Origin of the sequence: Massilia sp. PAMC28688 (assembly GCF_019443445.1) — a bacterium.
Classification (GTDB): domain Bacteria; phylum Pseudomonadota; class Gammaproteobacteria; order Burkholderiales; family Burkholderiaceae_D; genus Telluria_A.
The window spans coordinates 1748217-1764380 of the sequence record NZ_CP080378.1 but is presented as its reverse complement, the minus strand read 5'-3'; the positions used below and the strand labels follow the sequence as shown (position 1 = coordinate 1764380).

Sequence of the window (16164 nt, the reverse complement as noted above, 5' to 3'; positions counted from 1 at the left end):
ATGGTACGCGGGGCACGCCCGGCGCGCTGGCGGGTGGTCGCGCTCGTCGTCGCCGTGCTGTCATTGCTGGCAGCCGGCGCGGTGGTCCTGCTGCTGCAGGAGCGCGGCATCACCCCCCGTGCGCTGGCACCGTATCTGGCCAAGCGCAGCTCCGGGCACAACGACATCATCGTCGGCACCGGACAGTGGAGTGCGGCCCTGCTCGAGCGGCTCGACCGCGGACCTGCCGGACCGCGCCAGCTTGACCTGCCGGTGCTCGGTGCCCAGAGCAGTCCCGCGCCGGCCAGCGGCACCGTGCGCATTGTCACCAGTGGCGGCGAGCTGCGGCGCGCCATGGCCCACGCGGCGCCGGGCGACATCATCACCATCGCGCCGGGCAGCTACCGCATTGGCGGTCCGCCCATCGTCGCCAACCGCGCGGGTACGGCAGCCGCCAACATCGTGGTGCGGGCGGAAAAGGCCGGTTCGGTGGAGCTGGAACTGGCGATCGGCGAAGGCTTCGTGGTGCTGGCACCGCACTGGCGCTTTGAAAACCTGACCATCCGCGGCGTGTGCAAGCCACAGCTGTACTGCGAACATGCATTCCATGTGGTGGGGGCGGCATCGCACTTCACTGCCATCAACAACGCCATCATCGACTATAACGCGCACTTCAAGGTCAATGGCAACAAGCGCCAGTATCCCGACTACGGGCGCATCGAGAACAATACCCTGCGCAACGACAGCATCCGTCACACTGTCAAATCGGTGACGCCGGTCGACATCGTGGCCGCCAGCCACTGGCTTATCCGGCGCAACGTGATTACCGACTTTATCAAGGGCCAGGGCGACCGGATCAGCTATGCCGCCTTTACCAAGGGGGGCGGCAGCGCCAATGTATTCGAGCAGAACCTGGTGGTGTGCGAAGCGCGCCTGCGCGGCGCGCCAGGGCAGCGGGTGGGCATCTCGCTCGGCGGCGGCGCCACCGGGCAGGCATACTGCCGCGACGGCAAATGCATCACAGAACAGGACCGCAGCATCGTGCGCGCCAATATCATCGCCAGCTGTTCGGACGACGGCATTTACCTCAATAACGCGGCCGCCAGCCGGGTCATTCACAATACCCTCGTCGATACCGGCGGCATCCACGTGCGCTTTGCCGGCAGCAGCGCCGACATCGAAGGCAATCTGGTGGACGGCCAGATCCGCGCCCGCAATGGTGCCGTGGTGCGCCTGCACGACAACCTGGTCACGCCGATCGCGCAGCAGTACCTGGGCATTCACCCACAGCGCCGCCTGTACATGGATGCCGACGCGCTCGACCTGCGCTGGAATGGACAGGCGCCGCGGCGCCAGGATGCGGGCCAGCTCCCGCCGGACCTGTGCGGCGTGACCCGTCCCGCCCATCCCGCCTACGGCGCGGTGGAAGACATCAGCGCATGCATGGCGGCTGACTGATCAGCCATTCACCATGAGCGCAGCCATTCGGCAGTCCACAGCGCCACCTGGTCTTTCCATTCGCGGCGCGAGCAGGTGTGGTCTGCCCGTGGCAGCATCTTGCGCGTAATGCGGGGCGCCGCCATCAGCGCGGACCACTTGGGCGAGGCCCGGGGCAAGCCATCGAACTCCTGCGCCGTGAGGTCAGCGCCGCTGAGCATCACCAATACCCGGCCCGTGAAGCGGCCCAGCCGGTCATGCATGCGGTCCGGCAGCGCGCCGGCGGCCGGCGCCTGGCGCGCACTGCCGAGCAGACCGGTAAAGGATCTGACGGCCGCCCTGGCGTTGAAGCGGCCACTGAACAGTTTCTTCCACAGGGATTTGTCAAACAGGCGCGCGCGGTAGTAGTGCTTGAGGGTGGCCTGGGCCGCGCCGCTGTCGGTGCGGACCCAGGGATTGAGCAGCGCCAGGCCGGTCACGCGCTCGTCGCCCGCCGCGTACAGGCTGACTGCGGAAGCGGCGTCGCACAGGCCCCACAGCACCACTTCGCGCAGCTGCGGCACCTGGACCATGAAAGTGTCGATGGCGGCGCGCAGGTCGTCGTCCACTGCTTCAAAATTGCGCAGCGTCCCTTCGCTGTCGCCCATGCCGCGATAGTCAAAGCGCATGGCCGCAATGCCCTGTGCAGCCAGGCTGCGTGCCAGCAGTGTGAACTGGCGATGGCTGCCGGCGCGGTACTGCGGGCCACCGACGACGATCAGCACGCCCCGCTGATGCGGCTCGGCCGGCACGCTGGCCACGCCATACAGCCACTGGCCGCCGCAGGCAAATGAAAACGCGCGCTGCTCACTCATGGCGCTGCTCCATGAGCGAACATGTCAGGGCGACCAGTTCCGGGTGATCCTCGATTTCCTGCGTACTCCAGAATGCCGGGCCTGCCGCGCCATGGAGCGACACTTGCTGTCCCCACGTCGCGGCAATGCGGGAAGCTGCCGGCGGAAGGGGGCGATCGGGCGCGGCCACCACCTCGATCCAGATAACAGGGCAGGGCGGCAGCGCCGTGCCGTCAGCCGCATCAATGGCCGCGGCCAGTTGCGGCGCCAGTTCGTAGCCTGCCACTTCCAGCACTTCACCGGAAGCCAGCGCGGCGCGCAGTTCCCGGGTGCCCGTGGCTGGCACGCTGTCGTCGAGCATGGCGCCGGCCACGCGCAGGCGCAGGAACTGGGTCAGGAAAGCGGCGCCCTGCATCACCGGTTGCCACAGCAGCAGCTGCGCGGGCTTCACGGCCGCAGAGCGGGCATACTCCAGCGCCAGCAGGGCGCCCAGGCGCAAGCCCCAGAGACCCGGCTGCACGCCGGCGCGCTGGTGCAGCCAGCGGCAGGCGTGTTCCACATCACGCTTCCATTGGTCCCAGCGCGCATCGGCAAATTCGCCATCGCTGTCGCCGCAGCCGTGCAGGTCAATTTGCAGCACCGCGATACCCTGGGCCGACAGCGCGCGCGCCTGCATTGCCGCCATGCGGCGCGACTTGTTCATTTCGTCGGCAAAGGGATGCAGGTAAACCAGCGCGCCGCGCACCGTGGCCCGGGGAGCGTGGTAGAGGCAAAAGCGCGTGCCCGCATCGGTGGGCAGGAAGAACGGTTCGGCGCTGGGGTGGCGCGGCGTCATGTTCAGGCCAGTTTGGCGGCGACGAAATCGGCCAGGCTGCCGGCGGTTTCAAAAGTGCTGGCGCTGATCTCGTCGTCCTCCACCACGATGCCGAAGTGTGACTCCAGCGCGGCGATCAGGTTCACCACCGCCATCGAATCGAGTTCGGGAATGGTGCCGAGCAGGCCCGATTCGGGCGTGATGGCCTCGCCCTCCGGGCCCAGGGCCAGCACATCGATCAAAATCTGTTTTACGTCGTTGAAGTACATAGTGGGTCCTAATCCGGGCGGCGCGCCTGCTGGCGCGCGTGCAGGCTGGCGATGATCGGCCAGCGGTAGAAATTGATATGGTAAAGAGTGCGCACCTCGTCCGTCCAGCGCGTGTGCCACTCCATCACCTTGCCATAGAACTCAAGACGCTCGAATGCGCGCGCCTCGAACAGGGCGCGGCATGCTTCCTCGCGCATGAGGAGCGTGGGCGAAAGGCTCTTGGGAATGGTTTCATCGTAGGTGGTCTTGAGGACGATGATCTGTTGTGCGTCTTCCACACACAAGTCCATCGCGGCCAGCTGCTCGCCAAACCAGTAGCGGTAAATACTGCCGGCGCCGCGTGCGCAGAAGCGCTCCAGCATGGCGCGGTAGTAGCGGCCCTGGTCGTTGTCGGCCGCCACCGCGGTGCCGCCGCCGGCCTTCCAGCCGGCGCTTTCCAGGCGCCCGTAGTCGGCCACCGCCTGCGCCACATCGGCCGGGTCGCGGCAGATCTGCATGCGAAGGGGCACGCCATCCTTGGCCAGCTTGGCACGCTGCTTTTTAAGGTTGCTGCGCAGGTTCTTGCCGCGCGCCTGCCAGTAGTCGTCGAAGCTGCCCGCGAGGGTGATCCTGGCCGTGTCAATATAATCCATCGTGCGCAGGCGCGGCCCATCCGGCGGGCGTGGGAGCAGGTCCGGATCGCACTGGGTAAGGCCAAATACCAGGGGCATGCCGGGCAGGGCGCGCATCAGGCAGGCGAGCAGGGTATTTACATCGAGGCCGCGCTCCTGCAGCCACAGTCCGACCGGTGCCTGCGAGGGCTGGAAGGTGCTCCAGCGTCCGCGACCGGTGCGTACCACCAGTGCCATGGCTACGGTGCGGCCATGCATGTCGCAGCGAGCCAGCAGCTCGTCGCCGCGCGCAAATTCCGTGAGCAAGGGCTGGACGAAGTCCAGCGCCAGCAACGGGGTAGCATCGCTGCGCGCATGCAGCTCATTCCACACGGTCGACATGTCCTCGAGCGCGCAAGCAGGAAGCAAGGTCCACTTCATGCGGTCAGCGCTTCCCGGATGGCGCCGCTCATCCAGGCCAGTTCCTCGGGCAAGAGCGCCTGATGGCAGGGAAAGGCGATGATATGGCGCGACAGGTGGACGCTGTTGGCGCATACGCCCGCATCTACGCCTGGCCACAGCGCCTCGGCAAAGCGGGTCATGGGCACGCCGGCATTGTGCAGGCGCCGGAACAGCTTCTCCGGCTGCTCCACCACGAGCGGGAACAGCCAGGGGCAGGCTCCGGGGGGAAGGGCGGCAAACAGCGGGCGGCAGAGGGGCAGGCTGGCGCAAGCCAGCTCCAGGAACCGGTAGTTGGCGCGGCGCTGGGCCACGATGCGCGCATGCGAGGCGCGCCTGACGACAAAGCGCGAGAAACGCGAAGACTGCTTGTCGAGCCAGCGCGGATCGAAGTCGTAACTGCTGTCGGACGACGATGGCGTCAATGCCGGTGCGCCTGCCGGCGCGCGGCGCTTGATCATGTTCCAGAGCGCTGATTTGAGGCGCAGGGGCAGCCACAGAAGGGCCTTGACGAGCGGCAGGCGGCCGTAGGCGAAGCTTCTTTCCAGCGCATTGAGCGCGGCTTTGGCTTCAAAACCGCGTCCGGCCGAAGATAAGCGGCCCGTTGTCAGGGCGTGGCGGGCCGATACCAGTGCGCCGCCTTCGTAGATCGGGAAAAACTTCATGCTGCTGGCAATCGCATAGTCGCCCCACGATCCCACTGGCCTTCCACCATGCTCGCCGAAAAAGCAGTGGGCACAGTCCTCCAGCATCAGCAAGCCGTGCAAATCGCAAAACGCGCGGATGCGCGCCAGGTCCTGGGGAATGCCAAAGTAGCTGGTCACCATGATGGCGCGGGTGGCCGCCGTCAATTTGGAGGCAACATCGTCCAGGTCGAGCGCAGCATCAGCTCCCACCTTGTAAAACACCGGGTGCGCGCCCAGCGACAGGACCGGCGGGATCATTGACATGCTGTGATAGGCCGGCACCAGCACTTCGTCGCCGGCGCCCACGCCCATTTCGCGCAGGGCCAGGGCAATGGCAATGCGCCCGCTTGTTACCAGCCGCACGGCGCCGGCGTCGAGCACGCAGGCAGGGCGGGGCAGGCGCGGGGCCGCAAAGGTGGACAGCGACAGCAGCGGCGCCAGCGGGACCCGGGGCTGGGAAGGCGGCTGGCCTGGCGGGTGGAGTTCATTCGGCGAAAGCATCAGGCAGTATAAGCGGTGCGGGGCTGATCGGTCGAGAGCAAGAACTGTTAAGATGGCGCCTTGTCTGGCACTCCGTACACCCACGATTCCCATGGTCGACCTGGTACACGAATTTATTCACCGCGCCGCTGCCCGCACGCCCGCCGCCCAGGCCCTCGTGTACGGCACCCGGCGCCTGAGCTACGCGCAGCTTTCAGCGTGCGTGGACGCCGCGGCCCAGGCCTTCCTGGCCGCCGGCGTTGGCCGGGCGCAGCGCGTGGCCGTGTATCTTGAAAAGCGGATCGAAAATGTCAGCGCCTGCTTCGGCGCCACCGCCGCCGGTGCCGTGTTCGTGCCGGTCAACCCGCTGCTCAAGGCGGCCCAGGTTGGCTACATCCTGCAGGATTGCCAGGTCAGCACGCTGGTCACGTCCATCGAACGGCTGCGTGGACTTGGCGAGGTGCTGGCCCAGTGTCCCCACCTGAAAACCGTTTTCGTCGTCGGCGAAACGGTGCAACTCCCCGAGCTGTCAGGCGTCAGCGTCCTTGCATGGGATGAAAGTGCGCCGCTGACCGCCCATGTTGCGCCGCGCGTGATCGATAGCGACATGGCCGCCATCCTGTACACCTCCGGCAGTACCGGCAAGCCGAAGGGCGTGGTGCTCTCGCACCGCAATATCGTCGCCGGCGCCCTGAGCGTGGCTTCATACCTGGAGCTGACGGCCTCGGATCGCCTGCTGGCCGTGCTGCCGCTCAGTTTTGACTACGGCCTCAGCCAGCTCACTACCGCCTTCCACGTGGGCGCCTGCGTGGTGCTGATCAATCACCTGTTCGCGCGCGATATCGTCAAGGCCGTGGCGGCCGAAGCCATCACCGGCCTGGCCGCCGTGCCTCCTCTGTGGATCCAGCTGGCCCAGCTGCCATGGCCGGCCGACTGCACCCTGCGCTACCTGACCAATTCGGGCGGCGCCATGCCCCGCACCACCGTCGACACGCTGCGCAAGCTGCTGCCATCGGCGCGCCTGTACCTGATGTACGGCCTGACCGAAGCATTCCGCTCCACCTACCTGCCGCCGGAAGAACTGGAGCGCCGTCCCGATTCCATGGGCCGGGCCATACCCAATGCCGAAATCCTCGTGGTGCGTCCGGACGGCACGCTGTGCGACGCCAACGAGCCGGGCGAGCTGGTACACCGCGGCGCCCTGGTGGCCATGGGCTACTGGAACGATCCGGCCAAGACCGCCGAGCGCTTTCGCCCGGCGCCCGGGCGCGACGGCGCGCTGCCGCTGGCTGAAATCGCCGTCTGGTCGGGCGACACCGTGCGCCGCGACGAAGACGGATTCCTGTACTTTGTCGGGCGCAGCGACGACATGATCAAGGTCTCGGGCTACCGGGTCAGCCCGACGGAGGTCGAAGAAGCGCTGCACGGCACCGGCATGGTGGCCGAAGTTGCCGCCTTCGGCGTGCCGCATCCGCAGCTGGGCAGCGCCATTGTGGTGGTGGCCATGGCCGCCGGCGTCGATGTCGATGTCGCGGCCCTGCTCAAGGAATGCCAGCGCCGGCTGCCCGCCTACATGGTGCCGGCGCATATCGCGCTTCGCAGCGACGCGCTGCCGCGCAATCCGAACGGAAAAATCGATCGCACGCTGCTGCGCCAAACCTATTTATCGCTGTTTGAAAGTTTTCCGACATGAGTGGCCTCAAGCCGGTGCATGCGCCGCAAACCCGCTTTCCCGTCATCGACGACTGCCTGCACATTGGCGGCATGCCCGTCACGCGCCTGGCGCAACGGGTGGGCAGTACGCCGTTCTACGCCTATGACCGCGCGGCCCTGAGTGCGCGGGTGCAGGAGCTGCGCGCTCACCTGCCGGCGGCGCTGGCGCTGCACTTTTCCATGAAGGCCAACCCCATGCCCGCGCTGGTGCAGCACATGGCAGGGCTGGTCGATGGGCTGGACGTGGCCTCCGGCGGCGAAATGAAAGTCGCGCTCGACACCGGCATGGACCCGGCGCGCATCAGCTTTGCGGGACCTGGCAAATCGGACCGTGAACTGGCGCAGGCGGTGGCTGCCGGCATCTGCGTGAACGTGGAATCGGAGCGCGAGATTGGCGTGCTGGCGCAGCTGTCGCAGTCCATGGGGCTGGCGGCCAGCGTGGTCCTGCGCGTCAATCCGGATTTTGAATTGCGCTCGTCCGGCATGAAGATGGGCGGCGGCGCCAAGCAATTCGGTATCGACGCCGAGGACGTGCCCGCGATGCTGGCGCTGGCGGAGCGCGAGAGCCTGGACGTGCTGGGTTTTCATATCTACAGCGGCTCGCAAAGCCTGAAGGCCGAGGCCATTATTGAAGCGCAGGCGCGCACGTTCGAGCTGTCGCTGCGGCTGGCGGCGGGCGCGCCTCGGACGGTGCGCCAGTTGAACATCGGCGGCGGCTTCGGTATTCCCTACTTCCCGGGCGAGCGCGCCCTCGCGCTGGCGCCGATCGGCGAGCACCTGGCGCAGTTGGTGGAGCAGGCGCGCACGGAACTGCCGCAGGCGCAGCTGGCGATCGAACTCGGACGCTACCTGGTGGGCGAAGCGGGCGTGTACGTGGCGCGGGTAATCGACCGCAAGGTTTCGCGCGGCCAGGTGTTCCTGGTGACGGACGGCGGCCTGCACCATCACCTGGCCGCATCCGGCAATTTTGGCCAGGTGATCCGCAAGAACTACCCTGTCGCCGTGGGTAACCGCATGGCCGCGCAGCCGGATTCGCCCGCCTATGTGGTCGGGCCCCTGTGCACGCCGCTCGATCTGCTGGCCGACAAGATGGACCTCGGACATGCGCAGGTGGGCGATCTGATCGTGGTATTCCAGTCGGGCGCCTATGGCCTCACGGCCAGTCCCGCTGCCTTCCTCAGCCACCCGGCGGCGGCCGAAGTGCTGGTGTAGGGGCGGCGCAAGATTCGTCAGGTATCCAGCCGGCATTGCGAACGGCAAAATCCTCGCATAAGCTTATGAAAATACGGGCGTTGACCTGCTACACAGGAACGTCTTAACATGCTCGACAGACCCTGACCGGGCCGGGCACAGCCATTAGGAAATGATGAGTAACTTTAACGAAGAAACAGTACTGAGCGTACACCACTGGACTGATCGTCTCTTTTCGTTCACCACCACGCGGTCCCAGGCGCTGCGGTTCAGCAATGGTCACTTCACCATGATTGGCCTGATGGTGGACGGCAAGCCACTGCTGCGTGCCTACAGCATTGCCAGTGCCAATTACGAAGACCACCTGGAGTTCCTGAGCATCAAGGTGGAAGAAGGACCGCTGACATCGCGCCTGCAGCACATCAAGGTGGGCGACACGATCATCGTGGGGCGCAAGCCGACCGGCACCTTGCTGTCGGACTACCTGCTGCCGGGCCGCCGCCTGTACATGCTGTCCACCGGCACGGGCCTGGCGCCCTTCATGAGCATTGTGCGCGATCCGGAAGTCTACGAAAAGTTCGATCAGCTGGTACTGGTGCATGGCGTGCGTCAGGTGGACGAGCTGGCCTATCATGACTTACTGGTGGAGCATCTGCCGAGCCATGAATTCCTGGGCGACCTGGTCAGCAGCAAGCTGCGCTACTACCCGACGGTGACGCGCGAGGCGTACAAGAACATGGGCCGCGTGACCGAGCTGATCCAGACCGGCAAGCTGTTTGAGGACCTGGGCGTGCCGCCGTTTGATCCCGCGGTGGACCGCGTGATGATCTGCGGCAGCGCCGAAATGCTGCGCGATCTCAAGACTATTCTGGAAGAGCGCGGCTTCAAGGAAGGCAACACCACCTCCCCGGGCGACTTCGTGATCGAGCGCGCGTTCGCCGAGAAATAGCACACCACAGCCCCTACCCAAAGGGCCCGCCGCGTGCGGGCTCTTTGCATTTCCCGCGTCCAGGGTCAGACCGCTTAAACGCAAATCAATTTCCCACCACCAGGGTCAGACCACTTAAACGCATCAAAATCAATTTCCTGCCGCCAGGGTCAGACCACTTAAAACAGCCAATATCAATGTTTCGACGACAAGGGTTTGAGCCAACATTGGGTAAGATTCGTTAGCGAACATGCACGAAAAACGCTTGTCAGCAAAGTTTTTGCTAGCGCTTTCCTTATGCAAATGAAGTCAGAAAAAACCGTGCAGCGAGGCATCCCGATTTAACTGATTCGAGGCACTTCTCGTGACGGAAAACCGTGCTGAATTGGTCCCAAGGCATGATTTTTTGCTTTTCCCTAATCGCGAGAAATTGATTTTGGCAGCTTCAAGTGGTCTGACCCCGCCATAGGGAAATTGATTTTGGGGCGTTTAAGTGGTCTGACCCCGCCCTGGGGAAATTGATTGGGCGGTGGTTTGTGACGAGCAATGGCGGCCGGGGCGCGTCAGCGCTTCGGCATTAACGAGACGCGGATGCCCGCCTTGCGCAAGACCAGTTCCACCTTTTGCACGACGAACTCTTCCGGCCCTTCCGGTGCCCCCGCCAGCCGCCACAGCAAGTAGACCGCCCCGCCATACACCAGCGCCCCCACCGCCACGCACAGCAACAGCGCCAGCACGTATTGATGCGTTACTTTGTCCAGCGCGAAACTGCTCTTGAGTAGCATGATCGCACCGCCCATCAGCAGCGCGGCGACCAGCGGTCGCATGATCTTTCGCAAGAAGTCAGTCCCCGACAATTGCAGCGAGCGCGCGATCAGGGTCTGGTTTACGGGAATCATGAGCACAATCGCGGCCAGCGACGCAAAAGCCGCCCCCATCACGCCCCAGTAACGCACCGCCGGTACCAGCATGATCACGAGCAGCATAGCCTGCATGGTATTGATCAGCGTCACGCGGCGCATATTGCCCTGCGCCAGATAGATATAGCCGATATTGGTCTGTACCGCCTGTATCACGCCATATACCGACATCACCTGGATCACGGGAATCGCGTCCAGCCACTTCCAGCCCAGCACTGACGGGACCATCAGGTCAGCCACGGCAATGATGCCGATACCGGCAGGGATGGCAAACAGTGCAATCGATGAAATCACTTTCAGAAAGCTCGCACGCAGCGCGGCCGGATCGGCGGCTGACTTGGCGTAGCCGGGGAAGGCGGCGCGATTGATGGGTGCCACCAGTTCGGTCGTCGGCATGGTCGAAATTTCAGCGGCAATAGTGTACACACCGAGCACCTGCGGTCCGGAGACGCGGCCGATAATGAATTGCGCCCCCGAGTTGCTCACGAACGAGACGATATTGGCCAGCATCAGCCACTTGGAGCTATGAAAGAGCTCGAGCTTGGCCTTCATGCAAAAGCGCGGCCGGTAGTCGCTGATGATGTATGAGGTGATCACGGAAATACTGTGCCCCACGAGCTGGCCAATCACCAGCGCCCAGTAATTTTGCAGGTAGACCGCCAGCGGAATGGTGACGAAAAACGTCGACAGTCGCTTGCTGATCAAATACTTGAATTCCTGGTCAAAGCGCATCTCGCGCCGGAAGATCACCGGGCCGATATTGGCACAGCCCTGGATGAAAAACGTGAACGCCAGGATGTACAGCACCAGCTCCAGGCGCGGCTCGCGGTAGAACGCCGCTGCCGGTCCGGCGCCCAGCGCCAGGATGATGGCGCAGATCGCGGAGAACAGGACGGTAAACGTCCACGCGGTGTCGAAGTCGTCCCGATTGGCGTTCTGCTTCTGGATCAGGCTGACGTCAAAGCCGAATGCCACCAGCACGTTCATGGCCGCGATCAGGACCATGGCCATGGCGACCAGGCCGAAGTCGGCCGGCACCAGCATGCGCGCCAGCACAATGGTCGAGAGCAGGCCCACTACCTTATCCAGCATTTTAAAGGCGAGCATCCACGCGGCCCCGCGCGCGATTTTTGAGTCGATACTGGCCACGTTACGAGTTACCTTTGATTGCCTGGTCGAAGATGACGGCCAGCTGACTGGCGCGGTGGGTGCGGGAGGAGGAGGCGATCAGCGCATCGGTGGCGACATAGGCGCTGCGCGCGCGGATCTGCCCGAGCAGGCGCTCCAGCACCGGCGTGATCGCTTGCGTGCTGTCCATCTGCGCAATGCTGTCAAAGCCGGCGGCGCGTAGCACGCGCGCCGTCTCGCCGCGCGTATCCACCAGCCCTAGGATCGGCTTGCGGGCGCGGAAGTATTCGTAAATCTTGGCCGGGATCTGGGTGTTGAAGGGCGTACCCTGGAACACGATGAGGCCATCGGCGGCCAGCATTTCCTTGAGCGCGTCGCGGTACGGTACCGGCGGCTCCACTTTGACCATGTCGCACAGGCCCTGCTTCTGGACCATTCCTGCCACCGCTTCCATTTCGCCGGGAGCGCGCAGGATGACACGCAAGGTCGCGTTGCTCACTTTACCATCCGCTTTCAGCGCCGCGATGGCAGCCAGGAACGGCGTGGGGTCGCGCCCCGTGTCATACAGTACGCCGCTGTGGACAAGGGTGATGCATTCACCGGGAACGGTCGCCACCGGCACTTCGCCGCCAAAGCCGTCTTCGTCGTAGCCATTTTCGATGACGTGGAATTTTGACGGAGGCAGCTGCGGAAAGCGCTCGCGGTAGGACACCATCGCGCTGTGCGTGGTGAACACGGCAGCGGCGCAGCGCGTGATCGTCTGGCGCTCAATCCAGGCGTAGACGGCGCGCTGCGGCTTCGACACCGGGTACGAGGGCTGCAGCATGGGGTCGCGGAAATCGGCCACCCAGGGCAGGCCGGTCGTGCGATGCAGGGCCAGGCCAATTAAGTGCGAGGTCGCGATCGGGAAGGTGGACCAGAGCACACGCGGTTTGTACTGGCGGATCAGCGACAGGCCGGTGGCCACACCGGCAAACCACCACGAGATCCAGCGGTCCGGCAGCGCCAGCGCTTCCGGATAGCGGCCCTTGATGCCGATGTGGCGCTTGGTGTCGAGCGCAAAGGCACGCCGCACTACCAGCGAGGCCGGCACGCTGGCCAGCTGCGAGGGATTTTGCTGGCTGTAGGCGCGCGGACTGGCCGACAGCACCATCGGCTCCCAGCCGTTGGAGCCCAGATGGCGCGAGAATGACAGCGTGCGCTGGATGCCGCTGCTGGCAGCCTGCGGCGGGAAATGGAAGGCGGTCAGTAATACGCGGTTGGTCATTGGTGCTGGTCCATGTGGCAGTGTCTCCGCCTGCCCGGCTTGTTGCGCGTCAGCGCGCCGGGTCGTCGTATGGATGTGGGTATCGAGGGTGCTGGCAGCGGTTTCTTCGCCGCCCAGCCAGCGCAGAAGGCGCACGGCGAACAGGAAGGGGCTGCGGTCCCATGGCCGGCTGCGCGGCAGCTGGAAACGGTCCTGGGTACTGGTGACGGCCCCCACGCTGGTGGTAAATGCCGCCTGAAAGCCGGCCTCGCGCGCCATGCGCGTGTGGCGCTCGTCGTAGTCCTTGCCCACCTTGCCGTTGGGGTAGGCGAACAGGCGCACCGGCTTGCCGATGATCGCTTCCAGCTCGGTCTTGCCGTTTTCAATTTCGCGGCGCGCCGCGTCGTCGTGCAGGCTGGTGAGGATCGGGTGCGAGACGGTATGGGCCCCAATTTCGATGCCGGCGCGGTCCAGGTTCACCACCATCTCGGGCGTGAGCATCAGCCCATGGTCGAGGTCCTGCCCGACCATCAGTTCCAGGCGCCGGATCAGGTCCAGGCGCGATTGGGGTGGCAGGTACTTGGTCGCTTCGGTCAGCTGGTCCACGGTCTGCTGGCGCTTCTCCAGGCTGGCCAGCGAATACACGCCCAGGCCCATGTCGGTCAGGTCCAGCTGCCCGGCCGGCAGGCTTTGCACGGTTTCGATAATGCGGTCGTTCCACATGTTGCCGCCGCCGACGTAGCCGCTGGTGACGAACACCGTGGCCGGCAGCTTGAACTGCCTGAGGATCGGCAGCGCCAGGTCATGCACCGAACGGTAGCCATCGTCAAAGGTGATGGCGACCGCGCGCGGCGGCATGCGGCCGGTGCCAAGCATGTCGATGGCGTCGCGCAGCGGCAGCACGTTAAAGCAGCTTGCCAGCACTTCCATCTGCCAGCGGAAGGTGGCTACATCCGGCTCGGATGCGAGCAGGGGATCCTTCGCTTCCAGGATGCGGTGGTAATTGACCACGCACAGGCGCCCGTTGCCGGCGCCGCTCGGGGCCAGCAGGTCGCCCACGGTGCGGATCAGTTTTGCCTGTAGTGGGTTAAGCATAGGCGGCGGCGCCCCCGGTGGAGAGAATGGCACGGAACAGGGATAGCTGGCCAGCGGTGGTGTCGTCCCAGCTGAAACGCTCGGCGTAGCGCCGTGTCGCGGCGCGCTCCGGGTAGCTGGCGCGCAGGGCGCGCACGGCGTCGGCCACGCCTTTGGCACTGCGTTCGGCCATCAACAGGCCCGCTTCCGGCGCAGCCACCACTTCCGGCGTGCCCCATACCCGGCTGGCGATCACGGGAGTGCCGCATGCCATGGCTTCGAGCAGCACATTGGCCCAGCCTTCGCGCTCGGAGGGCAGCACCAGCGCATCGGCGGCGCCGTAATAGTCGCGCAGCTGCGCCTGTGGCACGGCGCCCAGCATCGTCACGCGCTCACTCACGCCTTTGTCGCGCGCCAGCTGTTCGAGCATGCCGCGATTGGGGCCATTGCCGGCCATGAGCAGTTGCACATCGGGCAGCTCGGCCAGCGCCGCCACCGCAAGTTCCTGCGCCTTGACGGGCACCAGATGGCCAACCGTGAGCAGTGTGAATTTGTCCAGCCCCAGGCGGGCGCGCACAGCTGCGCGGTCGACCGGCTGGAACAGTTTCAGGTCCACCCCATTGCGCAACGACGTCACGCGCGCCGGGTCGACCCCGAGCGCCACCACTTCATCGCGCAGTGCGTTGCACACGGTGATGACGCCGGCGGCGCGGCGCGCGGCCCACTGGATCATTTTGCGCGGCAGGCGGTAGTTGGGAATGAGCGTGATGTCCGAGCCGCGCGCGGTGATCACGACCGGCTTGTTGAAGTACTTGCCCAGCATGGCCGCAGCCACGCCGTCGGGATAAAAGTAGTGGGCGTCGATCAGGTCGAAGTCGAAGCCCTGGTCGATCATGCGCGCCAGTACCGGCCGCGCGGCGGCAGCCAGCAGTGCGGGAGCCAGCGTCATGCCAACCTTGGGAATGACTGGATAGCGAGGGTGCAGCACCTCCACGCCGCAGCGTACCTCGCGGCGCGGCACCTTGGCATACTGGGCATAGTTGCCGAAGCGCGGATGATGCAGGGGGAACCAGGGCACCGGCGCCACCACGCGCGATTCAACCTGGCCGCTGGCGACCAGGTGGCGCAGGCGCGTCTCCACGAAGATGCCGTGTCCCGGCTTCTCCGCATTCGGAAACAGGGTGCTGAAGGTCAGGATTTTCATGCCAGCGTTTGTCCCGTCAGCCCGCCGTAGATCTTCTTGTAGCGCGCCACGCTGATGGGCCAGTTGCGCTCGGTCTCGACATAGCGGCGGCCATTGGCGCGCAGCTCCGGCCATTGCGACTGGGCGGCCAGCAGGTCGCCCACGTTCTGGGCCAGCGACTGCGGATCGTTAGCCTTGAACAGCACGCCGGTCTTGCCATGCTCGATCAGTTCCAGGTGGCCGCCCACGTCGGACGCTGCCAGCACGCGGCCCTGGGCCATCGCTTCGAGCGGCTTCAAGGGCGTCACCAGGTCGGTCAGGCGCATCGACAGGCGCGGGTAGACCAGCACGTCGAGCAGGTCGTAGTACATGGCCACCTGCTCATGCGGCACGCGGCCGGTGAAGACGACCTTGTCTTCGATCTTGAGCTCCTTTGCCAGCTGGCGCAGCTGGGCGTCCTGCGGACCGCCCCCCACCAGCAGCACGCGCAGGTCGCTCTGGCGCGCAATCAGGGCCGGCACCGCGCGCAGCAGCACGTCCAGCCCTTCATAGGCATAGAACGAGCCGATGAAGCCGATCAGGCGCATGTCCTGCAGGCCCAGCTTGCGCTTCAAGTCCTGGTCGGCCACGCCGCCGACGGCGAACTTGTCGATGTCGACCGCGTTCGGGATGACGGTCACCTTGTCGGCCGCAATCCCGCGCGCCACGATGTCCTTGCGCAGGCCTTCGCAAATGGTGGTGACGGCACTGGCGTTCTTGAGGGCGTACGTTTCCAGCGCGCGCGTGAGGCGGTAGCGCAGGCCCTGTTCGGTGGCGGTGCCGTGGTCGACGGCTGCGTCTTCCCAGAAGGCGCGCACTTCGTACACCACGGGAATGCCGAACTTTTTACCGGCGCGCAGCGCGGCGACCGCGTTCAGGCTGGGCGAGTGGGCGTGGATGACGTCCGGCTTGATCTGCGGGATGATCTCCGACAGGCGGCGCGTGAGGCCGTCGATCACTTCCATCTGGTTCAGCACCGGCAGCTTGGACAGGGCGCTGGTGCTTTTGGGCGTGCGGTAGAAGTGCAGGCCGTCCACATCTTCTTCCGGCGCCGGGCTGTCGCCTTGCTTGGAACCGGTCAGGTGAAAGGTCTCCCAGCCCAGCGCCTGCTGCTCGCGCAGGATGGAGCGGGTGCGGAAGGTGTAGCCGCTGTGGAGCGGAATGGAGTGGTCCAGTACGTGCAGGATGCGCATGA

13 protein-coding genes are annotated in these 16164 nt (G+C 65.2%); 4 read left to right on the top strand and 9 right to left on the bottom strand.

Going from position 1 to position 16164, the window contains the following annotated elements; all coding sequences use genetic code 11:
* Window positions 1-1437, top strand: a complete 1437-nt coding sequence (locus KY495_RS07925) for a right-handed parallel beta-helix repeat-containing protein (RefSeq protein ID WP_219883118.1) — start codon at window positions 1-3, stop codon at window positions 1435-1437.
* Between the two features lie 8 nt (window positions 1438-1445).
* Here KY495_RS07925 and KY495_RS07920 read toward each other — a convergent pair whose 3' ends face one another.
* From KY495_RS07920 to KY495_RS07900, 5 genes are read right to left on the bottom strand one after another with little or no spacing between them, the layout of a single operon-like run.
* Window positions 1446-2270, bottom strand: a complete 825-nt coding sequence (locus KY495_RS07920; RefSeq protein ID WP_219883117.1) for a hydrolase 1, exosortase A system-associated — start codon at window positions 2268-2270, stop codon at window positions 1446-1448.
* On the bottom strand, window positions 2263-3084 hold the full coding sequence (locus tag KY495_RS07915) for a hydrolase 2, exosortase A system-associated (RefSeq protein ID WP_219883116.1): 822 nt from the start codon (window positions 3082-3084) through the stop codon (window positions 2263-2265). The genes KY495_RS07920 and KY495_RS07915 overlap by 8 nt, the downstream gene beginning before the upstream one ends.
* A 2-nt stretch (window positions 3085-3086) precedes the next feature.
* Window positions 3087-3332: an acyl carrier protein gene (locus tag KY495_RS07910; RefSeq protein ID WP_219883115.1), complete on the bottom strand. Its 246-nt coding sequence runs from the start codon at window positions 3330-3332 to the stop codon at window positions 3087-3089.
* A gap of 8 nt (window positions 3333-3340) precedes the next feature.
* A complete protein-coding gene (locus tag KY495_RS07905) occupies window positions 3341-4363 on the bottom strand; it encodes a GNAT family N-acetyltransferase (protein ID WP_219883114.1) in 1023 nt (340 codons plus the stop codon).
* Window positions 4360-5568, bottom strand: coding sequence for a DegT/DnrJ/EryC1/StrS family aminotransferase (locus tag KY495_RS07900; protein WP_219883113.1), 1209 nt, complete (start codon window positions 5566-5568; stop codon window positions 4360-4362). Before KY495_RS07900 ends, KY495_RS07905 begins: the two co-directional genes overlap by 4 nt.
* Window positions 5569-5659: 91 nt before the next feature.
* Between KY495_RS07900 and KY495_RS07895 the strand changes: the two genes are divergently transcribed.
* The 3 genes from KY495_RS07895 to KY495_RS07885 all read left to right on the top strand — a co-directional run bounded on the left by KY495_RS07895 (window position 5660) and on the right by KY495_RS07885 (window position 9400).
* Window positions 5660-7240 carry an acyl-CoA ligase (AMP-forming), exosortase A system-associated gene (locus KY495_RS07895; RefSeq protein WP_219883112.1) on the top strand — a complete coding sequence of 527 codons (1581 nt, stop codon included), beginning with the start codon at window positions 5660-5662 and terminating at the stop codon, window positions 7238-7240.
* A complete protein-coding gene (locus KY495_RS07890; RefSeq protein WP_219883111.1) occupies window positions 7237-8472 on the top strand; it encodes a pyridoxal-dependent decarboxylase, exosortase A system-associated in 1236 nt (411 codons plus the stop codon). Before KY495_RS07895 ends, KY495_RS07890 begins: the two co-directional genes overlap by 4 nt.
* A 154-nt stretch (window positions 8473-8626) precedes the next feature.
* Entirely contained in the window at window positions 8627-9400 is a 774-nt protein-coding gene (locus KY495_RS07885; RefSeq protein WP_219883110.1) for a ferredoxin--NADP reductase, read from the top strand.
* A 542-nt stretch (window positions 9401-9942) separates the two neighbouring features.
* Here the strand turns inward: KY495_RS07885 and KY495_RS07880 are convergent.
* From KY495_RS07880 to KY495_RS07860, 4 genes are read right to left on the bottom strand one after another with little or no spacing between them, the layout of a single operon-like run.
* On the bottom strand, window positions 9943-11448 hold the full coding sequence (locus KY495_RS07880) for a lipopolysaccharide biosynthesis protein (protein ID WP_267876167.1): 1506 nt from the start codon (window positions 11446-11448) through the stop codon (window positions 9943-9945).
* Window position 11449: 1 nt separating this feature from the next.
* Window positions 11450-13768 (bottom strand): polysaccharide deacetylase family protein, encoded by a 2319-nt coding sequence (locus KY495_RS24020; protein ID WP_229518532.1) that lies wholly within the window; start codon window positions 13766-13768, stop codon window positions 11450-11452.
* On the bottom strand, window positions 13761-14951 hold the full coding sequence (locus tag KY495_RS07865; RefSeq protein ID WP_219883108.1) for a glycosyltransferase family 4 protein: 1191 nt from the start codon (window positions 14949-14951) through the stop codon (window positions 13761-13763). The genes KY495_RS24020 and KY495_RS07865 overlap by 8 nt, the downstream gene beginning before the upstream one ends.
* Window positions 14948-16162 carry a TIGR04063 family PEP-CTERM/XrtA system glycosyltransferase gene (locus KY495_RS07860; RefSeq protein ID WP_219883107.1) on the bottom strand — a complete coding sequence of 405 codons (1215 nt, stop codon included), beginning with the start codon at window positions 16160-16162 and terminating at the stop codon, window positions 14948-14950. The genes KY495_RS07865 and KY495_RS07860 overlap by 4 nt, the downstream gene beginning before the upstream one ends.
* Window positions 16163-16164 lie beyond the last annotated feature (2 nt).

Excerpts from the sequence above, each read along its gene's own strand:
- KY495_RS07925 (WP_219883118.1), top strand. The coding sequence starts at position 1 with ATGGTACGCGGGGCACGCCCGGCGCGCTGGCGGGTGGTCGCGCTCGTC.
- KY495_RS07920 (WP_219883117.1), bottom strand. The coding sequence starts at position 2,270 with ATGAGTGAGCAGCGCGCGTTTTCATTTGCCTGCGGCGGCCAGTGGCTG.
- KY495_RS07915 (WP_219883116.1), bottom strand. The coding sequence starts at position 3,084 with ATGACGCCGCGCCACCCCAGCGCCGAACCGTTCTTCCTGCCCACCGAT.
- KY495_RS07910 (WP_219883115.1), bottom strand. The coding sequence starts at position 3,332 with ATGTACTTCAACGACGTAAAACAGATTTTGATCGATGTGCTGGCCCTG.
- KY495_RS07905 (WP_219883114.1), bottom strand. The coding sequence starts at position 4,363 with ATGAAGTGGACCTTGCTTCCTGCTTGCGCGCTCGAGGACATGTCGACC.
- KY495_RS07900 (WP_219883113.1), bottom strand. The coding sequence starts at position 5,568 with ATGCTTTCGCCGAATGAACTCCACCCGCCAGGCCAGCCGCCTTCCCAG.
- KY495_RS07895 (WP_219883112.1), top strand. The coding sequence starts at position 5,660 with ATGGTCGACCTGGTACACGAATTTATTCACCGCGCCGCTGCCCGCACG.
- KY495_RS07890 (WP_219883111.1), top strand. The coding sequence starts at position 7,237 with ATGAGTGGCCTCAAGCCGGTGCATGCGCCGCAAACCCGCTTTCCCGTC.
- KY495_RS07885 (WP_219883110.1), top strand. The coding sequence starts at position 8,627 with ATGAGTAACTTTAACGAAGAAACAGTACTGAGCGTACACCACTGGACT.
- KY495_RS24020 (WP_229518532.1), bottom strand. The coding sequence starts at position 13,768 with ATGCTTAACCCACTACAGGCAAAACTGATCCGCACCGTGGGCGACCTG.
- KY495_RS07865 (WP_219883108.1), bottom strand. The coding sequence starts at position 14,951 with ATGAAAATCCTGACCTTCAGCACCCTGTTTCCGAATGCGGAGAAGCCG.
- KY495_RS07860 (WP_219883107.1), bottom strand. The coding sequence starts at position 16,162 with ATGCGCATCCTGCACGTACTGGACCACTCCATTCCGCTCCACAGCGGC.